The 19,105-nt window shown below is 59.4% G+C and carries 18 protein-coding genes; 9 read left to right on the top strand and 9 right to left on the bottom strand.

The window, feature by feature from the left end; translation table 11 throughout:
• Nucleotides 1-5 precede the first annotated feature (5 nt).
• From ASD50_RS05530 to ASD50_RS05495, 9 genes are all read left to right on the top strand, one after another.
• A complete protein-coding gene (locus tag ASD50_RS05530; protein WP_056237149.1) occupies nt 6-1,586 on the top strand; it encodes a heme biosynthesis protein HemY in 1,581 nt (526 codons plus the stop codon).
• Nucleotides 1,587-1,659: 73 nt separating this feature from the next.
• Nucleotides 1,660-2,142, top strand: coding sequence for a TerB family tellurite resistance protein (locus tag ASD50_RS05525; protein ID WP_056237147.1), 483 nt, complete (start codon nt 1,660-1,662; stop codon nt 2,140-2,142).
• 33 nt (nt 2,143-2,175) lie between these two features.
• The gene (locus ASD50_RS05520; protein WP_056237145.1) at nt 2,176-2,889 is read left to right on the top strand and encodes a glutamine amidotransferase; all 714 of its coding nucleotides are present in this window, start codon (nt 2,176-2,178) and stop codon (nt 2,887-2,889) included.
• Nucleotides 2,890-3,221: 332 nt separating this feature from the next.
• A complete protein-coding gene (locus ASD50_RS05515; RefSeq protein ID WP_056237142.1) occupies nt 3,222-3,539 on the top strand; it encodes a hypothetical protein in 318 nt (105 codons plus the stop codon).
• Between the two features lie 5 nt (nt 3,540-3,544).
• A complete protein-coding gene (locus ASD50_RS05510) occupies nt 3,545-3,934 on the top strand; it encodes a hypothetical protein (RefSeq protein WP_056237140.1) in 390 nt (129 codons plus the stop codon).
• Nucleotide 3,935: 1 nt separating this feature from the next.
• On the top strand, nt 3,936-4,103 hold the full coding sequence (locus ASD50_RS23365) for a hypothetical protein (RefSeq protein ID WP_162251987.1): 168 nt from the start codon (nt 3,936-3,938) through the stop codon (nt 4,101-4,103).
• A gap of 12 nt (nt 4,104-4,115) precedes the next feature.
• Nucleotides 4,116-5,513 carry an APC family permease gene (locus tag ASD50_RS05505; RefSeq protein WP_056237138.1) on the top strand — a complete coding sequence of 466 codons (1,398 nt, stop codon included), beginning with the start codon at nt 4,116-4,118 and terminating at the stop codon, nt 5,511-5,513.
• Nucleotides 5,514-5,528: 15 nt separating this feature from the next.
• The gene (locus tag ASD50_RS05500) at nt 5,529-6,389 is read left to right on the top strand and encodes a hypothetical protein (RefSeq protein ID WP_200952379.1); all 861 of its coding nucleotides are present in this window, start codon (nt 5,529-5,531) and stop codon (nt 6,387-6,389) included.
• 31 nt (nt 6,390-6,420) lie between these two features.
• Nucleotides 6,421-6,696: a hypothetical protein gene (locus ASD50_RS05495; RefSeq protein WP_056237136.1), complete on the top strand. Its 276-nt coding sequence runs from the start codon at nt 6,421-6,423 to the stop codon at nt 6,694-6,696.
• A 563-nt stretch (nt 6,697-7,259) separates the two neighbouring features.
• On the opposite strand, the gene ASD50_RS05485 is transcribed toward ASD50_RS05495, so the two are convergent.
• The 9 genes from ASD50_RS05485 to ASD50_RS05445 form a co-directional block, all read right to left on the bottom strand.
• Nucleotides 7,260-7,520, bottom strand: a complete 261-nt coding sequence (locus tag ASD50_RS05485) for a DUF2312 domain-containing protein (protein WP_056237130.1) — start codon at nt 7,518-7,520, stop codon at nt 7,260-7,262.
• Between the two features lie 157 nt (nt 7,521-7,677).
• Nucleotides 7,678-11,136, bottom strand: a complete 3,459-nt coding sequence (pyc, locus tag ASD50_RS05480) for a pyruvate carboxylase (RefSeq protein ID WP_056237128.1) — start codon at nt 11,134-11,136, stop codon at nt 7,678-7,680.
• Nucleotides 11,137-11,296: 160 nt separating this feature from the next.
• Nucleotides 11,297-12,415: a branched-chain amino acid ABC transporter substrate-binding protein gene (locus tag ASD50_RS05475; protein ID WP_056237126.1), complete on the bottom strand. Its 1,119-nt coding sequence runs from the start codon at nt 12,413-12,415 to the stop codon at nt 11,297-11,299.
• A 137-nt stretch (nt 12,416-12,552) separates the two neighbouring features.
• Nucleotides 12,553-12,900, bottom strand: a complete 348-nt coding sequence (locus ASD50_RS05470; protein ID WP_056237123.1) for a DUF6867 family protein — start codon at nt 12,898-12,900, stop codon at nt 12,553-12,555.
• A 16-nt stretch (nt 12,901-12,916) separates the two neighbouring features.
• On the bottom strand, nt 12,917-13,645 hold the full coding sequence (locus ASD50_RS05465) for an ABC transporter ATP-binding protein (RefSeq protein ID WP_056237121.1): 729 nt from the start codon (nt 13,643-13,645) through the stop codon (nt 12,917-12,919).
• Nucleotides 13,645-15,276 carry an ATP-binding cassette domain-containing protein gene (locus ASD50_RS05460; protein WP_056237119.1) on the bottom strand — a complete coding sequence of 544 codons (1,632 nt, stop codon included), beginning with the start codon at nt 15,274-15,276 and terminating at the stop codon, nt 13,645-13,647. The genes ASD50_RS05465 and ASD50_RS05460 overlap by 1 nt, the downstream gene beginning before the upstream one ends.
• Complete coding sequence (gene livM / locus ASD50_RS05455) at nt 15,276-16,844, bottom strand: high-affinity branched-chain amino acid ABC transporter permease LivM (RefSeq protein WP_056237116.1); 1,569 nt, start codon at nt 16,842-16,844, stop codon at nt 15,276-15,278. Before livM ends, ASD50_RS05460 begins: the two co-directional genes overlap by 1 nt.
• 4 nt (nt 16,845-16,848) lie before the next feature.
• On the bottom strand, nt 16,849-17,751 hold the full coding sequence (locus tag ASD50_RS05450) for a branched-chain amino acid ABC transporter permease (RefSeq protein WP_056237114.1): 903 nt from the start codon (nt 17,749-17,751) through the stop codon (nt 16,849-16,851).
• Nucleotides 17,752-18,097: 346 nt separating this feature from the next.
• On the bottom strand, nt 18,098-19,099 hold the full coding sequence (locus tag ASD50_RS05445; RefSeq protein ID WP_056237113.1) for a 4-hydroxyproline epimerase: 1,002 nt from the start codon (nt 19,097-19,099) through the stop codon (nt 18,098-18,100).
• Between the last annotated feature and the right edge of the window lie 6 nt (nt 19,100-19,105).

The following is a 19,105-nucleotide window of genomic DNA, read 5'->3' as shown; positions in this document are numbered from 1 at the left end:
GGGCGATGATCCGGATCCTGTTTTTCCTCGCTGTCGTCTTTGGCCTCGGCCTTGGCTTTGCCTGGCTGGCCGACAGGCCGGGCGACATGGTCGTCACCTTCGACGGCTACCAGTATCAGGTCAGTCTGATGGTGGCCGCAGTAGCAGTCGTCGCGGCAGTCGCGGCTGTCATGATCGCCTGGTGGCTGATCAAGTCGGTCTGGAACAGTCCCTATGCCATCGCCCGGCATTTTAGGGTGCGGCGCAGGGACCGGGGCTATCAAGCTTTGTCGACCGGCATGATTGCCGCCGGTGCCGGGGACGGTGCCCTGGCGCGCAAGAAGAGCAAGGAAGCCGCCAAACTGATCCGCTCGGACCAGGAGCCGCTGATCTATCTTCTGGAAGCGCAGGCGTCTTTGCTCGAAGGCGACCATGACGGTGCCCGTCAGAAATTCGAGGCGATGCTCGACGATCCCGAGATGCGGCTGCTCGGGCTGCGGGGTCTTTATCTCGAGGCGCAGCGACTGGGTGATCGGACCGCAGCCCGTCACTATGCTGGCCGTGCGGCTTCGGCAGCGCCTCAACTTGCTTGGGCAGCGGAATCGACGCTGGAAGAACTTACCGCGCGTGGCGATTGGGATGGTGCGCTGACATTGGTCAATGCGCAGAAGTCGACGCATCAGATCGAACGCGACGCGGCCAACCGCCGTAGAGCAGTGCTCTTGACCGCCAAGGCCGAGGGATTGATGGACCATGACCCGGTCGCAGCCAAGGCGGCCGCTCTGGAAGCCAATCGCCTGCAACCGGAATTCATCCCGGCGGCGGTCATCGCAGCCAAGGTGCTCTTCCAGCAAAACGACGTACGCAAGGGCTCTAAGGTGCTGGAGACTGCATGGCGCGCCGAACCTCATCCGGCCATCGCCGACCTTTACACCCATGCCCGCCCCGGCGATGCAGTGCTCGACCGACTTGGCCGAGCCCGAAAGCTGCAGGACATGAAGAAGAACAATGCCGAGGCATCGCTTGCGGTGGCGCGCGCGGCGCTCGACGCCCAAGACTACAGGGCCGCCAGAGCAGAAGCGGAAGCCGCCATCCGCATCGACCGTCGCGAAGGGGCATATCTGCTTCTGGCCGACATCGAGGAGGCTGAAACCGGGGACGAGGGCAAGGTGCGGCAGTGGTTATCCAAGGCCGTCCGCGCACCGCGCGACCCGGTCTGGATCGCCGATGGCGTCGTTTCCGAACGCTGGGCGCCGCTTTCGCCTGTCACCGGTAAGCTCGACGCTTTCGAATGGCGTGCGCCGACGGAGCGGCTTGGCCAGTTGATCGACAGCCAGGCAAGCACTCCCGAGATTTCTGTCGCGATACCTGCACAGGCAGAGGTAGTGGAGACCGACGCGAAGGTGTCTGAGGGAAACAGGGCCCGTCATGGGAAGAGTACGGCAGGTGGGGCAACTGCCGCAGAACCGATCATCGTGGATGCTCCCAACCAGGTTCTGGAAGACGAGCTGAACACCTCGGATCATCCCCAACGTCTGCCGGACGATCCTGGTGTCGAACCTGACGAGGAAGTCGCGGCTGCACCCGGCCGGTTCAAACTTTTCTGATCTTGGTGTTCTGAAGCCTGTGTTTGCGGATCGTTTCGCTTGCGGGTAATTTCGGGTGAACGGGAATCAGTCAATGCTCGATCGCGTGCTGTCATTTCTTAAGGATTTGCCTGGTGCCGGCAGCGGCCGGCGCGACACCGGTGACGATCCGCGTGTTGCAGCATCCGCACTGCTTTTTCACATTATGGACGTCGATGGTGTTCGCCAGGACGCCGAATGGGAGCGTTTCAAGACGGTGTTGGCCGAGACCTATGGTGCTCGTGGCAAAGAGCTTGTGACGTTAGCCGAGGCCGGTGAAAAAGCCGACCGTGAAGCCGTCGATCTCTATGCCTTCACAAGTGTCTTGAAACGGCACCTTGATGTCGAGGCTCGAAAGGCATTTGTCGGCCTGATGTGGGATGTCGTTTATGCCGATGGCGAACTGCACGAGCTTGAAGACAACACCGTTTGGCGTGTTGCCGAGCTGATCGGCGTCGAGCGCCAGGACCGAATCGCGGCGCGCCGGAAAGCTGCAGCAAATGTGCTCGGCGAAACAGGTGCGTCCGGCAATGAGTGATATCTTTTACTGAATTCAGGGCCTCCTTCTCCCATGCTTGCCAGACCTCGACCGAAAATTCTGATTGTTCTGCATCAGGAGACTTCGAGTTCCGGTCGCGTCGGACACATGCTCATCGAGAAGGGTTTCGAGCTTGACGTGAGGCGGCCTCCGCTTGGCGATGTGCTGCCGGACACTCTGGATGAGCACACCGGCGCCGTTGTCTTCGGTGGTCCGATGAGCGCCAACGACCCGGATGATTTCGTCAAGCGTGAAACCGATTGGCTCAAGATACCTTTGCGAGAGAACAGGCCGCTGCTCGGTATCTGTCTTGGCGCTCAGATGATGGTCAATCACCTTGGTGGCAAGGTCGAGGGGCACGGGGACGGGCTTGTCGAAATCGGCTGGTATCCGCTCAAGGCGACGGAAGAAGGCAAGAAGCTGATGCAGTGGCCGGAAATGGTCTACCAGTTCCACCGCGAAGGGTTTTCGTTGCCGAAAGATGCCACGTTGCTTGCCACCGCCGAGGCATATCCAAATCAGGCCTTCCGCTACGGCCAGAACGCGTGGGGCATTCAGTTTCATAGCGAGTTGACGCAAGTGATGATGCACCGCTGGGTGGTGCGTGGTGCGCATCGCTTTGTGCTTCCCGGAGCCCAGCCGGGCCGTGACCATCTCGGCGGACGCCTGATATGGGATATGCATCTGAAACGCTGGCTGGGCGAATTCCTGCAAACAGTGTTCGGCAAGGTTTCGGCAGGGCGCTGATTCCTGGACAGCGCGCCTACCCAACTCAAGAGTTGGCGCCTGTGAAACGTCTTGCCAATTTGCCGGCTATCCCGCTGCCGAGGGTACGACGGGCGAAGCCAGGGGGAGCAAGGTGGCGGCATATATACTCATCGCTTTCGATTGCTCAGGCCGCGCAATTCTGAAATAAATGTCGGTCGCAAATTCGTTACAAGTGCTTCGCCAGAATTCCTGCGCCTAAAGTAATTTCACTTGACAGAATAAAAAGCCTATAAAATATTCTTGCAGGGCAAGAAATTTGCGGCCCATGCAAACTGCCCGAGCTTGACGCATTCATTAAGGGAGGAAAACCAATGGAAGCGATCGGCGTAAATCCAACTATCGACAGTGATTTGGAAGCACGCATCGCCAGAATGCATTCGCGCGACAGAAAGGGGCTCGTCATGTTCGTTCTTGCCCTGTGGTGCGCGCTATTGTTCACGCTCTTTAGCATATGGTCTTTCATATCCGTACCGGCCATTCAGATCATCCTGGTCGTATCCGGGGGGTTCGTCCTCCTGCTCAATACCGCGGCAATCGTCGCAATGCTGCGGCACTACGATGAAGACCGGCACTTCATTTATGGTCTCGATCTCAAGCATCTCGATGAGATGCGCAGACGCAAAGGCTAGCCCCGATGGCATACGAACCGAAGAAGCAGGGCTTGGCAGCCCAGATTTTTGACGTCGTCACGTTGCTCGTTCTGACTGTGGGGGCACTTTATGTCCCCCTCTATATGGGGCTCGCGGGCGCTGCGAAGACCCCAAATCCAATAGAGAATCCCACATGGGAAGCTCTCGGCCAGAATGCCGCGGAACAGCGGCAATGGGAGGCTCTAGGTATTACCGATCCGGCATCGGTAAACGACATGATCACCGCTCGTTTCGACTACAGCTTCAGTTGGGCGGCCCTCATCATCATGATCGTATCCGTTGTCGGATATTTCGTTTTGGTGGTGCGGTTATCAGACAGGGAGTACCGAGAAGTACTGGACGAACGCTTCGGCTCGAAGCGCAAAGGGGGCTGACATGGATATCTGGAATTTCCTGGAATACGGAGCCTGGGCTCTCTCTGTGGTTTTTGGCGCCTTTCTTCTCATCGACCTTATTCGTGTCGACACGACTTATGACAACGACCTGCTGACTTCCTCTCGCGAAGGCGAGATCGAGGCCACGCAGGAACGTCACACGATTTGAGAGGCGACCAAAATGGCAAACATCACAACTGATGCAGCGAAGCCGGAACGGCTTCAGCTGTTGCGCGTGCTGGGTCCTGCCCATGTTTGGGCACTCGGCGTTGGTATCGTTCTGGTCGGCGAATACATGGGCTGGAACTTCGCGGTCGGCAAAGGCGGAATGATCGCCGGCCTGGTTGCATGCTGGGTCGCCGGCCTGCTCTACACTTGCGTGGCGATGATCGATTCCGAAGTGACCTCGACCGTCGCTGCTGCCGGTGGGCAATACGCTCAGGCCAAGCACATCGTTGGCCCCTTGATGGCTTTCAACGTCGGGCTGTTTCTCGTCATGGCCTACACAATGCTCGAAGCCGCAAACGCCATCACGGTGGGTTTCCTGCTGGATACTGTTGCCGGCATGACGGGTCATTCCGGCTTGCACCAGCAACCCTTCATCGTCTTGGCGATCATGTTCCTGGCGTGGCTGAATTATCGCGGCGTGCTTGCGACCCTGACGTTCAACCTCGTGATCGTGGCGGTGGCTTTCACTGCCATCTGCGTCCTGTTCTTCGCCATTCAGTTTGGGGCCTCGGACGTTCCGCTCGACTTCTCGGCGGTGACGGAAGAGCCACTTCCCTACGGCTGGCTGGGTATCGTGGCCGCATTACATTTCGGCCTGTGGTACTATCTGGGTATCGAGGGAACCTGTCAGGCGGCCGAAGAAGTGCGTTCGCCAGCGCGTTCGCTGCCTTACGGAACCATGGCCGGCATCATGACGCTGCTGATTGCGGCCACCTTGACCTGGTACATGTGTTCGGGCCTGATTCCTTGGGAATACCTCGGCCAGGCAGGAACACCGCTGTTCGACGCGGCGCGTGTGACCGGCAGTGTCTGGCTGATGGTGCTTTTGTTCATCGGCACGATCTTCGCCACGCTTGCTTCGGCCAATGGCTGCATCAACGATGCGTCGCGCGCCTGGTTTTCGATGGGCCGCGACCGGTATCTGCCAAGCTGGTTCGGTGCCGTTCATCCGGTTTACCGCACGCCGTACCGGTCAATCGTGTTCCTCGTGCCGATCGCATTGATCTTCGCCCTTGGCGCACCGCTCGACCAGGTCGTGACCTTCTCGATCCTGTCCGGGCTTCTCGGCTACACGTTCATGACGTTCAATATGGTCATGTTCCGTCGCAAGTGGCCGCTTGACACAATCAAGCGCGGGTATGTGCATCCGTTCCACCCACTGCCCACGATCATTCTCCTGATACTGTGCTCGACTGCCTTCTTCGCCGTTTTCCTGGGTTACGGCACCCAGCTTATCGCGATGATGTGCTTCTACATCGTGGCCTCGCTCTGGTTCCATTTCAGGCGTTACCAGTATGTGCGCCGTGGCGACCAGTTCACGATGCCTTGGCCCAGGCCTCAGGGTTACTAAAAAAGGATACGGGCAGTGGCACAGCCGCTGCCCGTGTCGTATTCTACCGCTAGCAGGCACTTTGAAAGGCTTTCGCGAGCGTGCGATTGCCGGGACCCAGGGACACCCATGGCCACCAATATTGCCTTCGTGATTTTCGTCGGTGTATCCGTTCTATGGCTGATTGCGCGAGCCCTGCAGGATCACCGAAATGCTCTGGCCATGCGCAGGGGACTCCTGGATGATCTTGCCGGCCTTTTCGGGGACGCAAAGATCAGTCTTGCGCCGGACTCTTTTCCAATTCTGCGCGCCCACCTGCCTGATGGCCGTGGCGTAAAAATCGAACTCATCGCCGACACACTGGTTTTCCGCCGGCTGCCGCAGCTTTGGCTTCAGGTTACGATTGCTGAAACCGCGGCCAGGCAACGACCGTCGATCGGGGTCCTGGCCCGGCCTATGGGTGCTGAATTCTACTCTACCGTCCATGATCTGCCGGAATGGATCGAGCCGCCTCAAATCGGCGCGCCGCTCTTGATGCGGGGAGATGGACGGGCGTCGGCCTCGCAGCTTGACCGCGTGTCAGCCCTGTTTCGCAGCCTGTTTTCCGATCCGACGGTCAAGGAAGCAACGATCACGCCACGCGGCGTGCGCTTGATCCGCCAGGCAGCGCAGGGAGACAGAGGCTCCCATCTGATACTGCGCCAAACCCGTTTTCCATTCGCCCCTATCTCGCGCGAACTGGTGCAGAAGGCGATTTCCGAGGCCGAGGCATTGCGGCAGGCTTTGTCCGATGAACAGCCCGTTCAAGAGGCGACGCAGCTACGCGTATCCGTTTCTCGTCCATGGTCGGGCAAAAGCAGGGGCCCGGAGCGGCTCGGCCATCCGGTTCGAATTTGAATTGTCTCAACAATCAGCGCAAGGAAGGCCGATGGCCAAGCAAATCAACCCTTATGCCGTTCTGGCGCTTGCCATCCTGCTTCCGGGCGCGGGTCACGTGGCAATCCGCGAGGCTCCGCGTGGGTTGGTCTTCGCGTTGTTTGTCGCCCTGTTCTCAGTGCTGACCTATATGACGACGACGCCGGACCAATCGTTTATCGGGCGGCACGCAGGCGGCCTCTTCGTCTGGGCGCTGTCCATTCCGGACGCCTACCGGCGTGCGGCCCTGAAAGCACGTCAAAGTGATACAAAGGCTCCGCTTGCCTGAATGCTCCGTGAAAATCGGATGAGGTCGCATGAGCGTTTCGGAAGATCGGTTCGTCAATACGAAAACGTATTCCGATTTACTATTCCTGCCAGAATTGAGCGCTGCGGCATCCAGGTGGTCACACCAATATATCTAAATCGAAAGTTTCATCGGAAATCCTGTGTATAATATAAGTATTCTTGCTACGCGTTGAAAACATTGAGTTTGTTTCGTCGAGGCCGGTGTAACCCGCAACGAACCCAATACGCTCGCGGTCCGCGAAGCGATCGAGCTGGCAGTATATTGTCTTATCGTCGAAGGCGCGGAAGGCGGACATTGGTCCTTCCAGCACAAGCAAGCGGGAGCGGCAATCATCGCTGACTATCGCAACCGAAGCCCTCGCAATTCGGATGCGCCTCAAATGGCAAAAGCCGGCAGCTGACAAGCCTGCCTGCAGGGCAAAGGCGAGTAAAAATGACCTGCCGAAGAGGCATCTCTTCGACAGAGTTGTTCTGAAACGGCGTCACGCCGCTTTCAGTAATGTTTGGGTCAATTGGTGCGCCGCAGGCGGTCGGTCGGGCGGGTTACACCATGCCGAGAGCGGCCATATAGAGGTCGAGGATCGATTCCTCTTCCTGGCGCTCGGCCTGATCCTTCTTACGCAGCCGGATGATGGTGCGCATCGCCTTGGTATCGAAGCCTGTGCCCTTGGCTTCCGCGAACACTTCCTTGATGTCGTCGGCGATGGTCTTCTTTTCTTCCTCGAGCCGCTCGATGCGTTCGATGAAGGCTCGCAACTGGCCGGCGGCAACGGTCTGGCTGGTTTCGGTGATGTCGTCGGCCATTTCATTCTCCGCGTTGTTTGGAATTGCCGCGACTCGCAAGAGTGGCGGCCACTTTTTGTGAGGGTTCGATGCCCGACAGGTGCTGGCTGGTCAAGCCCGTTTGTCGGGTGAGGCAGGCTTGTGAATAAGCCTGCCTCATTTGGCGTGATCGCTGGTGCTAGCCGAACACGACGAGAAGATCCTTGGCATCGATCTGGTCACCGGTGCGTACAAGCACTTCGGCAATCACGCCGTCGCGCTCCGCATGCAGCGCGGTTTCCATCTTCATCGCTTCGATGGACAACAGCACATCGCCTGCCTTGACCGCTTGCCCGGCCGCCACGGCGACCGTCGAGATAACCCCAGGCATGGGCGCGCCGACATGGATGTCGCTGCCCGGCTCGGCCTTGCGTCGCGCCTTGACCGCGGAAGCGCCGTGCGCCCTGTCAGGTACCTTGACCCTGCGCGGTTGGCCATTCAATTCGAAGAACACCGTCACCATGCCCTTGTCATCGACATCGCCGATGGCCAGGCAACGGATGACCAGTGTCTTGCCCTTCTCGATGTCGACGAAAATCTCGTCAGTTGACTGCATGCCGTAGAAATAGGTCGGCGTCGGCAGCACGCTGACGGGGCCGTAGGTCTCCTGCGCTGCTGCAAAGTCGGTGAACACTTTCGGATACATCAGCCACGAGGCAAACTCGTAGTCGGAAAGCTTGCGGCCGAGCTTTGTCTCGATTTCCTTGCGGCTGGCGGTGAGGTCGGCAGCCTTCAGCAGGGAACCCGGCCTTGCCGTTACCGCCTTGCCACCCTTGAGCGCCTTCTTTTGCAGTGTCGCAGGCCATCCGCCCGGTGACTGGCCAAGATCGCCACGCAGCATGGCTACGACTGAATCGGGGAAGGCGATGTCCTTGGCGGGATTCTCGACGTCCGCCACTGTGAGATCCTGGCTCACCATCATCAGCGCCATGTCGCCAACGACCTTCGATGACGGTGTTACCTTGACGATGTCGCCGAACATCAGGTTCACGTCGTGGTAGGCTTGCGCCACTTCGTGCCAGCGTGTCTCCAGTCCGAGCGAACGGGCCTGCTCCTTCAAATTGGTGAACTGACCCCCCGGCATTTCGTGCAAATAGACTTCCGAGGCCGGCCCCTTGAGGTCGCTTTCGAAGGCGGCGTACTGGTTGCGTACCGCTTCCCAGTAGAACGAAATCTTCCGGATCCATTGAGGATCGAGACCGGGATCGCGATCGGTGCCGCGCAGGGCTTCGACGATGGAGCCGAGGCACGGCTGAGAGGTGTTGCCGGAGAACGCATCCATTGCAGCGTCGATGGCATCGGCGCCAGATTCCACCGCAGCCAATACCGTAGCGGCCGAGAGGCCCGAGGTATCATGCGTATGAAAGTGGAGGGGAAGGTCGGTTGCCTCGCGCAGAGCCTTGAACAGCACCTTGGCGGCTGCCGGCTTCAGCAGGCCGGCCATGTCCTTGACCGCGATGATATGCGCGCCTGCCGCCTCCAGTTCCTTGGCAAGTGAAACATAGTATTTGAGATCGTACTTGGCGCGGGCCGGGTCGAGGATGTCGCCGGTATAGCACATCGCCGCTTCGCACAATTTGCCTTCGGCGACGACCGCGTCCATCGCGACACGCATGTTGTCGACCCAGTTCAGACAGTCGAAGACGCGGAACAGGTCGATGCCGCCACTGGCGGCCTGCTTGACGAAATGTTGGACGACATTGTCGGGGTAGTTGGTGTAGCCGACGCCGTTTGCTCCGCGCAGCAGCATCTGCAGGAGAATGTTCGGCGCCCTTTCGCGGATCAGCGACAATCGCTCCCACGGATCTTCGGTCAGGAAGCGCATCGCCACGTCGAAAGTCGCGCCGCCCCAGCATTCAAGCGACAGCAATTGCGGCAGCGCGCGCGCATAGGTGCCGGCGATGCGGGTGATGTCGTGCGTGCGCACACGGGTGGCAAGCAATGACTGGTGGCCGTCGCGCATCGTCGTATCGGTCACCAGAACCTGCTTCTGGTCACGCATCCATTGCGCGAACTTCTGCGGCCCGAGCGTGTCGAGCTTCTGGCGCGTGCCGTCGGGAATGGGACCCGTGAACCACGGAATAACGGGTGCCGCCGCATCCGGGTTAGGCTTGGGACGGCCGCGCGCTTCCGGGTGTCCGTTGACCGAAACGTCGCCGAGATAGTTCAGCAACTTGGTGGCGCGGTCCTGCCGCTTCACATGCGTAAACAGTTCAGGCGTCGTGTCGATGAACTTCGTCGTATAGGAATTGTCGCCGAAGCGCGGATGATTGATGATCGCCTCGAGGAAGGTGAGGTTCGTCGCCACGCCGCGGATGCGGAACTCGCGCAAGGCCCGGTTCATGCGTGCGATAGCTTCGCCCGATGTCGGTGCCCATGCCGTGACCTTCTCAAGCAGCGGGTCATAAAAGCGCGTGATAACCGCGCCTGAATAGGCGGTGCCGCCGTCAAGGCGTATGCCGAAGCCGGTCGCCCCGCGATAAGCGGTAATGCGTCCATAATCCGGTATGAAGTTCTGTTCCGGGTCTTCCGTGGTGATGCGGCATTGCAAGGCATGGCCGTTGAGACGGATGTTTTCCTGCGCCGGCACGCCCGATTGCGCTTGGCCGATTGCAAACCCGTCAAGAATGTGGATCTGCGCCTTGACGATATCGATGCCGGTCACCTCCTCGGTGACCGTGTGCTCGACCTGGATGCGCGGGTTAACCTCGATGAAGTAGAACTTGCCGGTATTGACATCCATCAGGAACTCGACGGTGCCGGCTCCGATGTAGCTGGTCTCATTGGCGATCTTCAGCGCATAGCCGCACAGTTCCTGGCGCTGCGCTTGATCGAGATAGGGGGCGGGCGCGCGCTCGACGACTTTCTGGTTGCGGCGCTGGATGGAACAATCGCGCTCGAACAAATGCACGGCGTTGCCATGGGTGTCGCCCAATATCTGCACTTCGACATGGCGCGCCCGTTCGACCAGCTTTTCGAGGTAGACTTCGTCTTTGCCGAAGGCCGCCTTGGCTTCGCGCTTGCCTTCCATAACTTCGCGCGCGAGATCAGCCTCGGAACGGATGGCGCGCATGCCGCGTCCACCGCCGCCCCATGAGGCCTTGAGCATAAGCGGGTAACCGATATCGGCGGCGAGCTTTTTCACGGCCTCCATATCGTCGGGCAAGGGATCGGTGGCGGGAACGACAGGTACGCCGACTTCCATGGCAAGATTGCGCGCGGCAACCTTGTTGCCGAGGCGGCGCATCGTATCCGCCTTGGGGCCGATGAAAGTGATGCCGGCCTCGGCGCAAGCGTCAGCGAATTCAGGACTTTCCGAAAGCAGGCCGTAGCCCGGATGAATTGCATCGGCTCCGGAAAGCTTGGCGACGCGAAGAACTTCCTCAATCGAAAGGTAGCTCTCGATCGGACCCATATCCTTGGCAAGATGCGGGCCGCGGCCAACCTGGTAGCTCTCGTCCGCCTTGAACCTGTGCAGCGAATATTTGTCTTCTTCCGCCCAGATCGCCACGGTTTTCAGGCCGAGTTCGTTGGCCGCACGGAAAATGCGGATGGCGATTTCAGAGCGGTTGGCGACAAGGATCTTCGCGATAGGCAATGGGGCACTCCGCAAGCAAGGGGTCAAAAGGCGCGCATGAATAGCGCGAAATTGCTGCGGCGCAAACGGGAATGACGCATCGTAAGGGATATATCATTCCAAAACGAAAATGCCCGGCGCTCAGCGCCGGGCATTTCCTGCAGGTTTGCTGCTTCCAGGCTTATTTCAGCTGGAAGTAGTTGTACTTGCCGTCGTCGCCCTTCTTCCACTGGTAGACGACATAGTCGGCGTCGGTGCGGTCACCCTTTTCGTTGAAGGACAGGTCGCCGAGAACGGTCTTGAACGGACCCTTCTCCTTGATCGCCTTGGCAACTTCCTGGGCGTCGTTGGTGCCGGCTGCAGCTGCGGCCTGTGCAATCACCTGCGTGGCTGCATAGGAGTACAGCGTGTAGGCTTCAGGCTCGAAGCCGGCAGCGCGGAACTTCTCAACGACGTCCTTGGCGGCCGGGTTCTGGCGCGGGTCGGGACCGAAGGTGTTGTAGGTGCCGGCAACGGCGTCGCCCGCGATGGAAGCGAGTTCGTTCGACACGATGCCGTCGCCCGAGAACAGCGGAGCCTTCAGGCCCTGGTCAGCCGACTGGCGGATGATCAGGCCGGCTTCGGTGTGCAGGCCGCCCCAATAAATCAGGGTCACGCCGGCTTCCTTCATCTTGGCGATGAGGGCCGAGAAGTCCTTGTCGCCGATGTTCACGCCTTCGTACATGACTTCCGTCACGCCAGCAGCGTTCAGCGCCTTCTTGGTCTCATCGGCAAGGCCCTGGCCATAAGGCGTCTTGTCGTGGATAACGGCAACCTTGGCATCCTTGAAGTTGGCGGCGATGTAGGCGCCGGCAACCTGGCCCTGCTGGTCGTCACGACCGCAGACGCGGACGGTGTTCCACAACCCACGCTCGGTGAAGGTCGGGTTGGTGGCAGCCGGCGTCACTTCGAGAATGCCATTCTCGGCATAGACTTCCGAAGCAGGGATCGACACGCCCGAGTTGAAGTGGCCGACAACGAACTTGATGCCGTCGGCAACGAACTTGTTGGCAACCGAAATGCCCTGCTTGGGGTCGGAAACGTCGTCGCCGACGCTGACCTTGATCTGCTCGCCGTTCATGCCGCCCGCAGCGTTGATGTCTGCAGCAGCCATCTCCGCACCCTTCTGCAGCTGAGCGCCGAACGCAGCGTTCGGGCCGGTGATCGGGCCAGCAACGCCGAGCAGAACGTCAGCCCACGCCGAGCCGCTGAACGCGACCAGCGCGGTCAGGGCTACCGCGGACAAGAGTGATTTCTTCATTTAAACGCTCCCATTTACGGGGTGGGCGTGGATGATACTTTCATGCGATGCCCACCCTAATCGCAGAAAGCCAACTTTGCCGATTTTCAGGCGGTTGTCACGTCGATTCATCTTCGAAACGACGTTAATGGTGAACCTTAACCCTTTGATTTCCAGCTAAGGGGAGACACTTTCTCGTAAAGCCAATTGTACTGCGTAACCATCTGGTTAGTGCGCGTGTACTGGTAGCCGAGAAAGGCCAGGATCATGAGAACGATGGTGTCGACGAGGTAGTACTGCGGCGAGAACATCGTGCCTTCGAACAGGGCGTGATGGATGAACCGAACGCCGATGCCCAGGCCGAGGATATAGAAGAAGAGAGCCAGTGGTGGCCGCCAGGTTTGCGCACAGGCCTTGCCGGTCATCCAGGCCGCCCAGCCACCGAGGAGGCAGGTAACGAAGAAAAATTGCCAGATCGAGGCCTCTTCATAGAGAATGCCTTGCATGATGTTCCCTCCAGGTTCAGTGCCTGCCGCCTTCGAGATAGGCAGCGCGCACTTCCGGGTTTGCCAACAGGTCCTTGCCGGTGCCGCTCATGGTGACATTGCCGTTGACCATGACGTAGCCGCGCGTGGCGAGCTTCAAGGCGCCGAAGGCGTTCTGCTCGACCAGGAAGACGGTTAGTCCCTGTGTGCGATTGAGTTCTCGAATTGCATCGAAAATCTGCTTGACGATGAGCGGCGCAAGGCCGAGCGAGGGTTCGTCGAGCAGAAGCAGCTTTGGTCTCGCCATCAGCGCGCGGCCAATCGACAACATCTGCTGTTCGCCGCCTGACAAGGTGCCGCCACGCTGCCCAATACGCTCCTTGAGGCGGGGGAACAGCGTGAATACCTTCTCGACGTCCTCACTATAATATTTGAGGTTGTCGAGGCTGGCGCCCATCTGCAGGTTTTCCATCACAGTCATGCGCGGGAAAATCCGGCGACCTTCCGGCGACTGCGCAATGCGCATCCGTGCGATCTCGTGGGTGGGCATTTGAGTGATATCCGTGCCGGCAAAGGTAATCGTGCCGGCACGTGCTCTCGGTGCGCCGAAGATGGTCATCATCAGCGTCGACTTGCCGGCACCGTTCGCGCCGATCAGTGCCACGATCTCGCCTTCATGGACCGAGACGTCGACGCCGTTCAGCGCCTTGATGTTGCCGTAGAATGTCTGGACGCCCTTGATGTCGAGCAGCGGTGCGTTGGCCATTATTTGCGCCCCCCGCGCTTGGCTGCCGCAGCTGAGGCGGCCTTCTTGTCCAGAGCTTTCGCCTGGCCGATCCAGTCTTCGCGGGCGATACGGCCGTCAAAAGCGAGGTAAGCTTCCACTGCCTCGATATCTGCCTTCTTCCATGCGGCGATCTGGTCGAAATGGAAAATGCCGCGCTCGTTGAGCTTGCGCAGGTTCACCGGGCCGATCCCGTTGATGGCCAGAAGATCGTCAGGCCTGCCACCACGTGGCGCTGCCAGACGATTTGAAATCGCCTTCACGGCCGTCTTTACGGCAGGCTTTGTCGACGCCTTTGCAGCAGGTGCCTTCGCCGCTGGCTTGGCAGGTACCTTGGCAACCGGCTTGCTGGCGACTGCCTTGGCAGGCTCGGCCTTGACTGCCTGTTTGGAGACAGCCTTGGCTGCAACCGGTTTTTCAGACGGCTTGGCTGCGGGCGATGTCTTCGGTGCAGTTTTCGGCAAAGCCGCCGCAGCCTTGGCTGGCTCGGCCTTTGTCGCTGCCGGTTTTGCCTTGGCGGCCGGTTTTGCTGCCGATGCTTTGGCCGCCGGCTTTGCCTGGATGGAGGATTTTACCTGAGCGGCTGGCTTTGCCTGAACGACGGGTTTTGCCTGCGCCGCTTTTGACGCGCCTTTCTCGACAGTCACGCGTTCGCCATCGCCGTGAACCACCGTGTCGCTCAGCGGTCCGGCGAGCATGGAAGCAGAGGCGCCGGGACCGTGACTGGTGTCTGGGCCAGTGTCCAGTTGTTCGATGACATCCTCGTCGCCGACAGCCGTGAGCACGTCTTCGACTTCCTCGTCGTCGACGCCGAGATAGGCGGCGATGACGCGAGGATCGGTTCTCACCGACGTCGGGTCGCCGTCGGAAATCTTGCGGCCATATTCAAGCACCACGATGTGGTCCGAGATTTCCATGACCACGGACATGTCGTGCTCGATGAGCAGGATGGACGTTCCGGTGTTGGCCTTGATGTCGTTGAGCAGGCTGTTGAGAGCCAGCGACTCTTTCGGGTTCAGGCCGGCTGCCGGTTCGTCCAGGCAAAGCAGTTCCGGATCGGTGCACATGGCGCGCGCGATCTCGAGCCGTCGCTGCGCACCATAGGGCAGGTCACCCGCCGGGTCGTCGGCGCGATCCACAAGCTTGGCTTTTTCCAGCCAGTACTTGGCTTTCTCGATCGATTCTGCCGAGGCCTGGCGATAGCCGCCGATACCGAGCAGGCCCAGGATCGTGTAGCCGGAGGCCTTCATCAGCTTGTTGTGCTGGGCCACCAGAAGGTTTTCCAGAACGGTCATGCCGGAAAAGAGCCGGATGTTCTGGAAGGTTCTGGCAACCTTGGCCTTGGCTGTGATCTGGAAGTCGGGCATGCGCTCGAGCAGGAACTCGCCGCCGGCTCTGCCAGTAAAGCGGATCATGCCTTCAGTCGGCTTGTAGAAGCCGGTGATGCAGTTGAACACGGTTGTCTTGCCGGCCCCGTTGGGGCCGATCAGCGCAGTAATCTCGCCGCGCCGGGCCTCGAAGGACAGGTCGCCAATGGCAACCAGTCCGCCGAATTTCATCGAGAGATGCTCGACCTGAAGGATCGGGCTGGTTGAAGCTGCACTCATGCTCATCAGCCGTGCCCTTCCTTTGTAAACTCACCTGACACGGATTTTCGTTCCTTGAGGAATGCTGTCGGTTCCCGGCTTCCGACGAACCCGCGAGGCTTCCACACCATGACGATCACCATGGCGACACCGAACAAGAGCATGCGATAAAGCTCAGGCGTAAAGTCCTGCCCAAAGATCATCTTGAGGAACTGCATTTCGCGCAGAATCTCGGTGCCGCCGATCATCACTGCCGATGCAACGGCGATGCCGCCGAGCGATCCCATGCCACCGAGAACGACGATTGCAAGGATGATCGCCGATTCCAGGAAGATGAAGGATTCGGGGCTGACGAAGCCTTGCCGTGCGGCAAAGAACGAGCCGGCAAATCCGCCGAACATGGCACCCGTGGCGAAGGCAGTAAGCTTGGTGGTCGTGGTGTTGATGCCAAGCGAACGGCACGCGATTTCGTCTTCGCGCAGGGCTTCCCATGCGCGCCCAACCGGCATCGAGCGGAGGCGTATCGTGACAAAAGCCGTCAGTATGCAAAGCGCAAGGATCAGGTAGTAGAGGAAGATCTTGTAGTAGGCGCCGGACTGGGGAATTTCCAAAACTTTGGCTATGTAGTTCGGATCGGATACGTTGAAGGACATCAGCCCGAAGAAGCTGACCTTTGGAACGCCCGAGACGCCGGCAGCGCCGTTGGTCACTTCGCGCCAGTTGATCAGCACGAGGCGGATGATTTCGCCGAAAGCCAATGTGACGATGGCAAGGTAGTCACCGCGCAGCCGCAGTACCGGAAAGCCGAGGATGATGCCCCACATCGCCGCCATTGCGCCGGCCGCCGGCAGCAGGATCCAGAACGACCAGCCGAAATGCGTGCCGAGCAGCGCATAGGAGTAGGCGCCTACCGCATAGAAGGCGACGTAGCCCAGGTCGAGCAGGCCAGCAAGGCCGACGACTATGTTCAGCCCCCAAGCCAGCATGACGTAGATCAGGATCTGGATGCCGAAATTGTCGACCCATTTCAACGAGCCCTGGAAGCCGAACAACAGCACCATTGCCACGGGGTAGAGAACGAGAACGGCGAAGCCCAGCGAATAGGAGTGGGCGCCGATGAAGTTGCGGAAGTAGAAGATAACCCACGCCAGCACATAGATGATGGCGGCGCCGCGCAGCATGCCGAGATAAACCGACCAATACGGACCTACGGCTGCTTCGAGCGTGCCTCCGGCGAGTAAAAGCACTGCGCCGATTACCAGGGCGATCACCAGGTTGCGCTTGCTGAAGAAGCGGAGCGCGACGCTGGTCGGGCGCATGCCCGTTTTTGTATCCGTTATCTTTTGCGCCGCGAGGAAAGGCGTCAGGTAGACCACCTGCAGAAAACGGCCCAGTGCAGTCAGCAGGACCACAACCGCGAGCAGGCCCCACCTCGGTACGATGATGAGTTCGTTGTGGATGTTCTGGTCGGTCTTGAGACCGATCAGAAGCACGAACATGAAGAAGGCGATGAGGCCAGCGTAAAACGCTTCCCGAAGGCCCGTCGAGATGTTGCTTGCACCGCTGGCAAGTTTGCTCGATTCAGCTACGGCCATGGTTTTAGACCTTTTCGACTTCTGGCCGGCCGAGAATGCCGGAGGGCAGGAAGATCAGCACGATGGCCAGGATCGAGAAGGCTGCCACGTCCTTGTAGTCGATCGAGAAATAGGCAGACCAGATGCTCTCGATGAAGCCGATGGCAAGGCCGCCGATGACCGCGCCGGGGATCGAGCCGATACCGCCGAGCACGGCAGCAGTGAACGCTTTGACGCCGGGAACGAACCCGTCCGAGAACACGACGACGCCGTAGTACATCAGGAAGAGCGTGCCGGCGACGGCGGCAAGCGCTGCGCCGATGATGAAGGTGATCGAAATGGTGCGGTCGACATTGATGCCGAGCAGCGCCGCCATTTTCTGGTCCTGTTCGCAGGCGCGCTGGGCGCGGCCCAATGCCGTCTTGTTGACGACATACCAGAAGATGACCAAGAGGATGGCCGTCACGAGCACGATGACGATCTGCTTCAGGGAAATGCTGATGCCGTAGATGTTGTAGACTTGGCTGATCATCGGCGGGATCGGCTTGTTGCGCGGGCCCTGGGTGACCTGCACGAAGTTCGACAGCGCGATCGACATGCCGATGGCCGTGATCAACGGGGCCAGACGGAACGAGCCGCGCAGGGGACGGTAGGCCGTCTTTTCGATAACCCAGTTGTACAGGCTCACCAGGAGCATCGATACGATCATCATGATCAATAGTGCGATCACGACCGGTACCGAGTAGAATATCGCGCCCAGTATCAGGAATACGATCAGCGCCGCGAAGGCACCCACCATGAAGATGTCGCCATGGGCGAAATTGATCATGCCGATGATGCCGTAGACCATCGTATAGCCGATCGCGATCAAGCCATAGATAGACCCCAGCGTCAGCCCGTTGATAAGCTGCTGGATGAAGTACTGCATATTTAAACGGCTCCCCTGGAATGTCGCCGTCGCTGGCGCATTCCTTTTCGTATTTCCCCTAGTCCTAAAGTTTCAAGCCCGGATTGCAACTCCAATTTTCACGTCACGCGCTGCGACTTCGAAGGTGCTTCCGAGCATCTGTCGCGAGGTGCAACTGGTTGCTGGACTGGCGCGGAACCTATCATTGGCACAACGCAATGTCATTGACGATTCCGGGTTCATACCCACCCCCATTCGAACGAATCTCCGGTTTCCTGCCCAAATTTGGCGGATCATTGCATAGTCGTGGATAATCAGGATTAGCAGTTTTTGCCGTTCGTGCGGTGCCTTCATCCCGTCTGGAGAATTATTTGACAACAAATCCGTGGGCGAACGGGTCGCGGTCATCAATGAAAATTGTGTTCAATCCGGTCATGCGGGCCCACCCGCCGATAGAGGGTATGATGGCTGGCTTGCCGGCCACGGAAACCTCTTTTTCTACTCTTCCCTTGAACAGGGAACTGATGATCGATTCGTGGACGAAGCTGTCGCCTTCCTTCAATTTACCCTTGGCGTGCAACTGCGCCATGCGGGCCGAAGTCCCGGTGCCGCAAGGTGAACGATCGATTGCCTTGTCGCCGTAGAATACGGCGTTGCGCGCGTCGGCTTCCGGGTGGATTGGGGCTCCCGTCCAAAGCATGTGGCTGAGGCGGTTGATGCCGGGATTTTCCGGATGGGCGAATTTATACTTTTCGTTCAGGCGTTGGCGCACCACCGGGCTCCAGGCAACGAGATCGTTGGCTGAATGATCCGACATATCGCGATAGTTCTTCTGCGGATCGACGATGGCGTAGAAGTTGCCGCCATAGGCGACGTCGACGCTGATCTCACCCAACACCGGACACTCGACCGTCAGGCCCTCGGCATAGAGGAATGACGGCACGTTGGTGATACGAACTTCCTCGACATGTTCACCAACCTGCTTGTACTCGGCGATTACCAGTCCGGCCGGCGTGTCGAGCCGTAGAGTTCCTGGCGTCTTCGGCTGCACCAGACCGTGCTCGATGGCGAAGGTCACGGTGCCGATAGTGCCGTGGCCGCACATGGGCAGGCAGCCGGAGGTCTCGATGAACAGGATGGCGATGTCGCAGTCGTCACGCGTCGGCGGGTAGAGAATTGAGCCCGACATCATGTCGTGGCCGCGCGGCTCGAACATCAGGCCGGTGCGGATCCAGTCGTATTCAGCGAGGAAATGCGCGCGCCGCTCCATCATGGTGGAACCCTGAAGGCGCGGGCCGCCGCCGGCGACGAGGCGAACCGGATTGCCGCAGGTATGGCCGTCGATACAGAAGAAGGAATGACGCGCCATTTTTGC

Source organism: Mesorhizobium sp. Root552 (genome assembly GCF_001427285.1).
In the GTDB taxonomy this organism is placed as follows: domain Bacteria; phylum Pseudomonadota; class Alphaproteobacteria; order Rhizobiales; family Rhizobiaceae; genus Mesorhizobium.
Note: the sequence above shows the minus strand (reverse complement) of the source record. Positions and strands in the feature narration are given on the sequence as shown.

Bases quoted from the DNA above. Each gene is read 5' to 3' on its own strand.
- ASD50_RS05525 (WP_056237147.1), top strand. From the start codon at position 1,660: ATGCTCGATCGCGTGCTGTCATTTCTTAAGGATTTGCCTGGTGCCGGC.
- ASD50_RS05450 (WP_056237114.1), bottom strand. From the start codon at position 17,751: ATGCAGTACTTCATCCAGCAGCTTATCAACGGGCTGACGCTGGGGTCT.
- ASD50_RS05485 (WP_056237130.1), bottom strand. From the start codon at position 7,520: ATGGCCGACGACATCACCGAAACCAGCCAGACCGTTGCCGCCGGCCAG.
- livM (WP_056237116.1), bottom strand. From the start codon at position 16,844: ATGGCCGTAGCTGAATCGAGCAAACTTGCCAGCGGTGCAAGCAACATC.
- ASD50_RS05445 (WP_056237113.1), bottom strand. From the start codon at position 19,099: ATGGCGCGTCATTCCTTCTTCTGTATCGACGGCCATACCTGCGGCAAT.
- ASD50_RS05530 (WP_056237149.1), top strand. From the start codon at position 6: ATGATCCGGATCCTGTTTTTCCTCGCTGTCGTCTTTGGCCTCGGCCTT.
- ASD50_RS05495 (WP_056237136.1), top strand. From the start codon at position 6,421: ATGGCCAAGCAAATCAACCCTTATGCCGTTCTGGCGCTTGCCATCCTG.
- ASD50_RS05470 (WP_056237123.1), bottom strand. From the start codon at position 12,900: ATGCAAGGCATTCTCTATGAAGAGGCCTCGATCTGGCAATTTTTCTTC.
- ASD50_RS05510 (WP_056237140.1), top strand. From the start codon at position 3,545: ATGGCATACGAACCGAAGAAGCAGGGCTTGGCAGCCCAGATTTTTGAC.
- ASD50_RS05505 (WP_056237138.1), top strand. From the start codon at position 4,116: ATGGCAAACATCACAACTGATGCAGCGAAGCCGGAACGGCTTCAGCTG.
- ASD50_RS05460 (WP_056237119.1), bottom strand. From the start codon at position 15,276: ATGAGCATGAGTGCAGCTTCAACCAGCCCGATCCTTCAGGTCGAGCAT.
- ASD50_RS05520 (WP_056237145.1), top strand. From the start codon at position 2,176: ATGCTTGCCAGACCTCGACCGAAAATTCTGATTGTTCTGCATCAGGAG.
- ASD50_RS05475 (WP_056237126.1), bottom strand. From the start codon at position 12,415: ATGAAGAAATCACTCTTGTCCGCGGTAGCCCTGACCGCGCTGGTCGCG.
- ASD50_RS05465 (WP_056237121.1), bottom strand. From the start codon at position 13,645: ATGGCCAACGCACCGCTGCTCGACATCAAGGGCGTCCAGACATTCTAC.
- ASD50_RS23365 (WP_162251987.1), top strand. From the start codon at position 3,936: ATGGATATCTGGAATTTCCTGGAATACGGAGCCTGGGCTCTCTCTGTG.
- ASD50_RS05515 (WP_056237142.1), top strand. From the start codon at position 3,222: ATGGAAGCGATCGGCGTAAATCCAACTATCGACAGTGATTTGGAAGCA.